The 7,498-nt window shown below is 46.1% G+C and carries 11 protein-coding genes and 1 pseudogene; all 12 read left to right on the forward strand.

The features are described 5' to 3' along the window. Positions 1 to 168: pseudogene (locus ACEW9I_RS13025) on the forward strand (amine oxidase); the annotation flags it as partial. A 438-nt stretch (positions 169 to 606) separates the two neighbouring features. Continuing rightward, complete coding sequence (locus ACEW9I_RS13030) at positions 607 to 1,035, forward strand: hypothetical protein (RefSeq protein WP_373540763.1); 429 nt, start codon at positions 607 to 609, stop codon at positions 1,033 to 1,035. A 56-nt stretch (positions 1,036 to 1,091) separates the two neighbouring features. Continuing rightward, complete coding sequence (locus ACEW9I_RS13035) at positions 1,092 to 1,631, forward strand: general stress protein (RefSeq protein ID WP_373540764.1); 540 nt, start codon at positions 1,092 to 1,094, stop codon at positions 1,629 to 1,631. An 84-nt stretch (positions 1,632 to 1,715) separates the two neighbouring features. Then, entirely contained in the window at positions 1,716 to 2,306 is a 591-nt protein-coding gene (locus tag ACEW9I_RS13040) for a Dps family protein (protein ID WP_373540765.1), read from the forward strand. 38 nt (positions 2,307 to 2,344) lie between these two features. Further along, positions 2,345 to 2,701, forward strand: a complete 357-nt coding sequence (locus tag ACEW9I_RS13045; protein WP_373540766.1) for a 2Fe-2S iron-sulfur cluster-binding protein — start codon at positions 2,345 to 2,347, stop codon at positions 2,699 to 2,701. Between the two features lie 72 nt (positions 2,702 to 2,773). After that, on the forward strand, positions 2,774 to 3,727 hold the full coding sequence (locus ACEW9I_RS13050) for an NADP-dependent oxidoreductase (RefSeq protein WP_373540767.1): 954 nt from the start codon (positions 2,774 to 2,776) through the stop codon (positions 3,725 to 3,727). A 31-nt stretch (positions 3,728 to 3,758) separates the two neighbouring features. Next, a complete protein-coding gene (locus ACEW9I_RS13055; RefSeq protein ID WP_373540768.1) occupies positions 3,759 to 3,983 on the forward strand; it encodes a BON domain-containing protein in 225 nt (74 codons plus the stop codon). Between the two features lie 71 nt (positions 3,984 to 4,054). Next, positions 4,055 to 4,414: a DUF5335 family protein gene (locus ACEW9I_RS13060; RefSeq protein ID WP_373540769.1), complete on the forward strand. Its 360-nt coding sequence runs from the start codon at positions 4,055 to 4,057 to the stop codon at positions 4,412 to 4,414. Between the two features lie 45 nt (positions 4,415 to 4,459). Beyond that, positions 4,460 to 5,020, forward strand: coding sequence for a DsbA family protein (locus ACEW9I_RS13065; protein WP_373540770.1), 561 nt, complete (start codon positions 4,460 to 4,462; stop codon positions 5,018 to 5,020). Positions 5,021 to 5,066: 46 nt separating this feature from the next. Next, complete coding sequence (locus tag ACEW9I_RS13070; protein WP_373540771.1) at positions 5,067 to 5,642, forward strand: HdeD family acid-resistance protein; 576 nt, start codon at positions 5,067 to 5,069, stop codon at positions 5,640 to 5,642. 38 nt (positions 5,643 to 5,680) lie between these two features. Next, positions 5,681 to 6,418, forward strand: a complete 738-nt coding sequence (locus ACEW9I_RS13075; RefSeq protein WP_373540772.1) for an SDR family oxidoreductase — start codon at positions 5,681 to 5,683, stop codon at positions 6,416 to 6,418. A 39-nt stretch (positions 6,419 to 6,457) separates the two neighbouring features. Continuing rightward, positions 6,458 to 7,498, forward strand: a 1,041-nt coding sequence (locus ACEW9I_RS13080) for an oleate hydratase (RefSeq protein ID WP_373540773.1), incomplete at its 3' end; no start/stop codon positions are given.

A 7,498-nucleotide genomic window follows, 5' to 3' on the forward strand; every position in this document is an offset into this window, starting at 1 on the left:
GTGGCGACTAATGGTGAGAATCACACTTATCATGCGGGAGCCTATCTTGGTGATGGTTTGCATGGGGGAGCGATTTCCTCTGCTGTCCGAGTCGCCGAATTAATTGGTATGAGCCAGGAGTCTATTTCCTCAGTCGAAAGCAAACGAGAGCGGATTTCATTTGCATAGATAAGATCTATTCAAGTTATATTTCAAAAAAACTCCCATCCTGTGGGAGCTTTTTTTTGATTACTTTTAGTTTCTGTCTACCCCTTTTGATTGAGATTATATTGAAAAATCTATCTATATGTGGACAGACAAATTAGATAATTTTGATTATGTGTAGCAATCAATAGTTGTAAAATAATGAATTAAACATTAAGATAAAAGCTTTTAATAGTGACGAAAAAATATTTTCCTCACAAGATCCTCACATCTTTAGCTTAGGATAAAAGTTAATGAATCTGCATTGTAAATTTACCGAAAAGTAATTGCGCTTGCGACCCAATCTTCGGAATATTTGACTGCAAAACTTCGATGTCAGGTGGCAACTTAATAGCATATTTTTTTCTTCGGTGACAACGCTAACGACAGGTTTTGTAAATTTAGCAAATTGGCTAAAATAACATGAGTACTGCAATCGACAACTTCACAAGTCAACTTCATGACAATTTAGAGGCAGTTGAAGATCGGGCAAAATCGCTCAATAAAAGTATCAAATCTGCTACGAAAAAAAATCAAGACGACATTCAATCGCAACTCGATAAAGCTAAAGCCAGTCTAGCCGCGAAGAAACAAGAATTCGACGATTACCGAGCTAAGCTCAAAACTCAATTTGAGGACAAAGAAGCTGATGTGCAATCGAGCGTCGATGAGTGGAAAGCAAATCGTGAAATCAAGAAACTCGAACACCGTGCCGAACAAGCTGAAGACTATGCGGCTACATCGGTTGCCGTAGCGATGGCAATGATGGAAGAAGCGGAAGAGGCAACCCTAGAGGCAATTTGTAAGCGCATGGATGCTGAAGCTGCTAATGGAAATTCTAAAAAACATTAGACCAGAGATTGGGTAACTAATTTACATATTTAATTCACGAATGAGGACACCAATATATGGCATTTACGCATACAATCGTCGCGCATTTTCCCTCCCATACTGAAGCTGAGACAGTAGTACGGGAGCTGCAACGACAAGGCTTCGATATGCAGAAACTATCAATTGTCGGTAAAGATTACCAGACAAACGAGCATGTACGCGGATTTCTCAGCTGGCAAGATACAGCCACAGCCGGAGCCACAGGCGGCGTTTATTGGGGTACCTTCTTTGGCGGTTTGTTTGGGATTTTAGTCGGTGCGGGGGTAATCTTTATTCCTGGAATGGCTCCATTAGTGATTGCTGGCCCGATTACTGGCGTGTTAGCAGGGTGGTTGGAAGGGACTTTGGTAGGGGCTACTGGTGCGGCGGCGATCGGCGGACTAGCAGGTGCTTTGGGCGGTTTGGGTATCCCCAAAGATGAGGTGCTCAAGTATGAAACCAAAATCCAAGCAGGTGAATTCATCATCTTGGTGACAGGTACCACTGAGGATGTCACTCAAGCCAAGCAGATGCTCGACAAAATCAGTCATGGCATCAGCATGTCGATCGCAGCATAGGAACTGAAGTAGGGGCAATCCATAATTGCCCCTACACATTTGAGGCATCATCGAACAGAAATTGAAACGCAAGGAAAAATCCAAATGCAGATTCAAACTTCAAGTTCAAATAATCGCAAAGAGAACAGTCAGCCTATTTTGCATCAGCATGGGCGGGAAATTCAACAGTTTGGCACCCTCCGAAATTTGCCACTCGCACTGGGCAGTATTGCCCGTGAGGAAAGCTGCGAACAACTCAACCAGATTCTCGCAGACAGCATGATTCTCTACAGCCTCTATAAAAAACATCATTGGTTGATGCGGGGCAATACTTTTTATCAATTGCATCTGTTATTCGACAAACATGCAGGCGAACAACTGGAGTTAATCGATACGATCGGCGAACGAGTGCAGACATTAGGCGGTGTGGCGATCGCAGATCCGCGCCATGTCGCTGAAGTAACAATAATCGATCGTCCGCCCAATGGTGTGGAAGAGGTGCCCATGATGTTATCGCGCTTGTTAGAAGCACATGAATCGATCTTGCGGGAAGTTCGGGAAGGAATTATTGCCAGTGCTGCCAATCATGATGAAGGCACGAGCGACTTATTGACGAGCGATGTGTTGCGGACGAATGAATCACAAGTCTGGTTTCTCGCCGAACATTTAGTCGATACGCCCTTAGTTCGCAGCTAAATTTTTATCTAACCCATTACACCAATAGGAGCACGAACATGGCAACAATTATCGCTGAAGGCAAGACTTTTGACGTTGACGAAGGTACTAACCTCCGCGAAGCTCTGCTCGCACAAGATATCGATCTTTACAATGCTGGAGCAAAAATCTTCAATTGTCACGGACATGGCATCTGCGGCACTTGCTTGGTGCAAGTGGAAGGATCGGTTTCAGTACCGACAGCAGCAGAAACACGACCGACGCTGCTTCATCCGCATGTGAATGACAACAAACGACGGCTGGCTTGTCAGACTAAGGTGCTAGGAGATCTGCTCGTGACAAAATTCGACGGCTATTTTGGGGAAGGGGAAGAGTTCGTCTGGACACCTGGCGAATTGCTGGCAGCCCAGCGTTGATATAGCCATAACAATGTTTGATGACTATTTTAGCGATCGGTACAGGTGTTCTGGACACCGATTTTATTCACTATGGAGGACACGATCGTGACAACGATGAAAGCAATCCGCATTCATGCCTATGGCGGGGTGGAAAATCTCTATTACGATGATGTCCTGCGTCCCGAACCCCAAGCGGGTCAAGTACTGGTACGCGTCCATGCAGCGGGAGTCAACCCGATCGACTGGAAAATTCGCGAGGGCTACTTTAAGCAAATGCTCGATCTTCCTTTACCCGTAATTATCGGTGAGGATATTGCTGGTGTGGTGGCAGCAGTGGGTAGTGGCGTAACGACGCTACAGCCAGGACAGGATGTGTATGGTATTGCCGATCTCCAGCTTTCGGGAGCCTATGCGGAGTACGCACTGTGCTATGCCGAGGCGATCGCGCCAATGCCGCACACTCTAGACTACATCCACGCTGCGGCGGTACCGTTGGCGGCAATGACCGCTTGGCAAGCGTTATTTGACAAAGCAGATCTCCATTCAGGGCAGACGCTACTAATTCACGGTGGCGCAGGTGGTGTCGGTGGTTATGCCATTCAGCTTGCCAAGTTAAAGGGAGCACGAGTCATCGCCACCGCTGCGGCGGCGCATGTTGATTATGTAAAAAATCTTGGAGCCGATCTCGTCATCGATTATCATGCCCAACCCTTCGAGCAACAGGTGAAAGATATCGATGTCGTCCTCGATCTAGTTGGTGGGGAAACCCAGGCGCGATCGTGGCAAGTCATCCGTCACGGTGGCATTTTGGTATCGACGCTCGGTGTCCCAGCAGCAGGGATTCCGCCAGGTATCCGAGCGGCTGCTGTTGTGCTCGATCCCAAAGCCGAGCGAGAACTCCAACAGATCGCCCAGCTAATTGATGCCCACCAAATTGAAGTAACTGTCGAAAAAACTTTCGAACTCTCAGCCGCCGCAGCCGCCCAAGAGTTCAGCCAGCACGGTCATCCCTACGGCAAGTTGGTGTTACAAGTCACTCACTAATCTCAATTTTCACCACTAGGAAATAAGTAACATGCAAACTATTACCAAAAAGACTGACGCAACACTGAAAATCGATGTGCTTGCCGAACTCAAATATGAGCCGATCGTCAAAGTCACAGACATCGGTGTTTTAGTCAAAAACGGTACGGTGACGCTCAATGGTTACGTCAGTAGCTATGTCGAGAAATTGGAAGCTGTACAAGCGGTGAAGCGGATTGCAGGCGTGAAAGCGATCGCTGATGACATCGAAATTTAGCTACCAGCATCCTACCACCGCACCGATCTGAACTAGCTAGAAACTGACAACTATATCAATCCAAAAAACACATGCTAAATCAAATCGAACTAACAAAATCTGTACCTCAAGAACGCTGGGGTGAATTCTTCGACCAGTTTTCTGATGGTAATCGGGGACGACATATCTCAATTGAAATTATCAATCCCGAACTCGGTGATGAAGAATTGATTCAAAATGCGCCTTTAATGGCGATGGTTTATGACAGACCAGGCAAGGGCAACGATCTCGTAATTGAAACAGGTAAAGATGAAGTTACTTACGCTCATACCGTCGATGCACCAACGGAAGTATTAACCGGACAAAGCGAAAGTGGTCGGATGCTAGCCGTTTGGATTAGTGATGCTACTGGGACAAAAACATTAGTTAAGTTACAGCCAGTCGAACCATAGAAATTAATTCCTAGCAACACAATTAGTAATTGAATAGGTGAACTAATGATTTCCACAAATACTACCTTAGATTTAGTCCTGCCAGTTGGAACTCGCGACCATAGCCAAGGAATGCTTGCGGCTCCGATCGTCTTGGTTGAATACGTTGATTATCAATGTCCTTATTGCGCTCAAGCTGTCGGTATCGTCCGAGAGCTGCAATATGAGCTGGGAGACCGATTGTGTTATGTCGTGCGGCATTTTCCACTCATCGATCTGCACTTCCAAGCGATGAGAGCGGCAGAGGCAACGGAGGCAGCAGCGGCGCAGAATCAGTTTTGGCAGATGCACTATTCTTTGTTTGAGTTTCCATCTGCTTTAAGCGAGACAAATATATTTCATTACGCCCGCAAGTTAGGATTAGACAGCGATTTATTCGACCGCGATCTCAATAATGAGCATCACCTACGCCACATCCAGGAGGACATCAAAACTGGTATGGAAAGTGGCGTAGACAGTACGCCAACATTTTTCATTAACGGGATTCGTTACTTTGGGAACTGGGATACAGTTTCATTATTAAATGCGATGCCCCATCACGGTAGCTATGCCAACGAGCATTACTAATTCGATCCACAAACTATGTTGCTCCTTAGTAATCGAGAGGTAAATCATGAGAGCTAATGCGCCAAGAACTAAACCTAGACTTGTTAGTTCTAACTGGCTAATTTCGCTGGCAATTGTGACGATCGGACTGGGTATACTTGCTACGATCTTCCCTTTATTTGCCGCTCTCGATCTCACTTTATTCCTTGGATTAGTATTCATCTTCGCTGGAATTATTCAAATCTTTTATGCCTTGCAATCGTGGGGGATAAGTCAAGTATTTTGGAAACTAATTCTCGGCGGTTCATATCTCATAGCTGGTGTTTTTGTAGCGATATATCCGCTGTCAGGAATATTTACTGTCTTCAACTTAGTTTTAGGTGGCACGATTTTTGTCCAAGGCATAATTCGAGTGTCACTCTCGTTGCAAATGCGGCGGACTATCCCTAATTGGGGCTGGATGTTAGTCAGCGGCATCATCGGGATTATTTTTGGCATTTACATTTGGTCTAGCTCGTTATTAAGCGCAGCTTGGCTGATTGGTAATTTAATTGGGATCGACCTTTTGTTTGATGGTATTTGGATGCTGATGCTGCCGTCGGGACAACGACGCGCTCTCAATTTACAGAACGGAGTTGAGTAGATTTCACGACCTACAGGCGATCGCGCACAGGAGTCAATATGTCCGAGATTCAAAACAAAGTAGTCATCATCACCGGAGCTAGTAGTGGACTGGGTGCAGCTACCGCCGAACGACTGGCTGCTAGTGGAGCCAAACTAATGCTGGCAGCCCGCCGCGAAGATCGACTCAAGGAATTGGTGGCGGCGATCGCCAAATCTGGCTGGACGGCAGATTACCTCGTCACCGATGTATCAGATCGCGCCCAAGTGGAAGCCTTAGCACAAAAGACTTTGAGTACTTACGGTCGGATCGATGTACTAATCAATAACGCCGGATTGATGCCGCTCTCGCCCCTGGACGCGCTCAAGGTAGACGAATGGGAGCAGATGATTGATGTCAACATCAAGGGCGTTCTGTATGGAATTGCGGCGGTGCTACCGACGATGCGCCACCAAAAATCTGGTCACATTATCAATTTATCCTCTGTGGCTGGACATAATGTAGCCCCATCGGGAGCAGTTTACTCTGCAACTAAGTTTGCAGTCAAAGCGATTTCGGAGGGAATGCGGCAAGAGTCGAAGGGTGAGATTCGTTCTACAAATATCTCGCCTGGAGCGATTGCAACGGAGTTGACGAGTACAATTAGCGATCCAGATACGGCGACGAGACTGAACGCATATTATGCGAAGACAGCGATCGATGCTGATGCAGTTGCGCGGGCGATTGCTTATGCGATCGAGCAACCGATGGATGTCGATGTTAATGAAATCATCATCCGCCCCACTCATCAGACTTAAATTCGAGATTAAACCAAATTTTTTAAGGAGTTAATTAATATGAGTAATTTATCTAAAGCGTATTTATTAGGTGGTGGAATTGGCTCTTTAGCCGCCGCAGCCTTTATGATTCGTGACGGCGAATTTTCGGGCGAAAATATTACGATCCTCGAAGCCAAGCCCATTATGGGCGGGAGTTTGGATGGAGCAGGCAACCCGACAGATGGTTATTCGCTACGAGGCGGACGGATGTTAACAACTGATAATTATGAATGCACTTGGGATCTGTTTAAGTCGATTCCCTCGTTGACTCTACCAGGTAAATCAGTATTTGATGAAACGATCGAGTTTAACGAAAAGTATAAGTCACATGCGATGGCGCGATTAGTCGATCGGCGGCGGGCAAAAGTCCCTGTAAAATCGATGGGCTTTTCGATGCACGATCGTCAGGAATTGCTGCGACTAACTGAGGCTAGTGAAGCTGAATTAAGTAATAGTTGCATTACCGATTGGCTGTCTCCAGAATTTTTTGAGACTGAATTTTGGTATATGTGGGCGACGACATTCGCTTTTCAGCCGTGGCATAGTGCCGTGGAATTCAAGCGGTATTTGCATCGTTTTATGATGGAATTTTCGCGGATTGAAACCCTCGCTGGGGTGAAGCGCACTGTCTACAATCAGTACGATTCTTTTGTGCGCCCGTTACAGAGTTGGCTGGCAACTCAAAATGTCCATTTTTATGTAGATTGCAAGGTAACGGATTTAGAGCTACACATCGCCGCCGATAAGTTGGTAGTAACGGGTATTCATTATCAGCAATTGGGTGAAAGTAAAACTATTGCCGTTGAAAATGGCGATCTAGTCTTTTTCCAAAATGGTTCGATGACTGATGCTTCGAGTCTGGGTTCGATGACGAGTGCGCCCAAACAGTTGACTAAACAGGATTGTACCAGTTGGAGTCTGTGGGAAAAGTTGGCAGCAGAAAACTCTGGGTTCGGGAATCCAGCGGCGTTCAATAGCAGTATTGCCGAGTCTTGCTGGGAATCTTTTACTGTCACGCTCAAAAATCCAGTATTCTTCGACAAGATGCAGGACTTTAGC

The sequence above is a fragment of the Chamaesiphon sp. genome, assembly GCF_041738855.1.
Classification (GTDB): Bacteria; Cyanobacteriota; Cyanobacteriia; order Cyanobacteriales; family Chamaesiphonaceae; genus Chamaesiphon.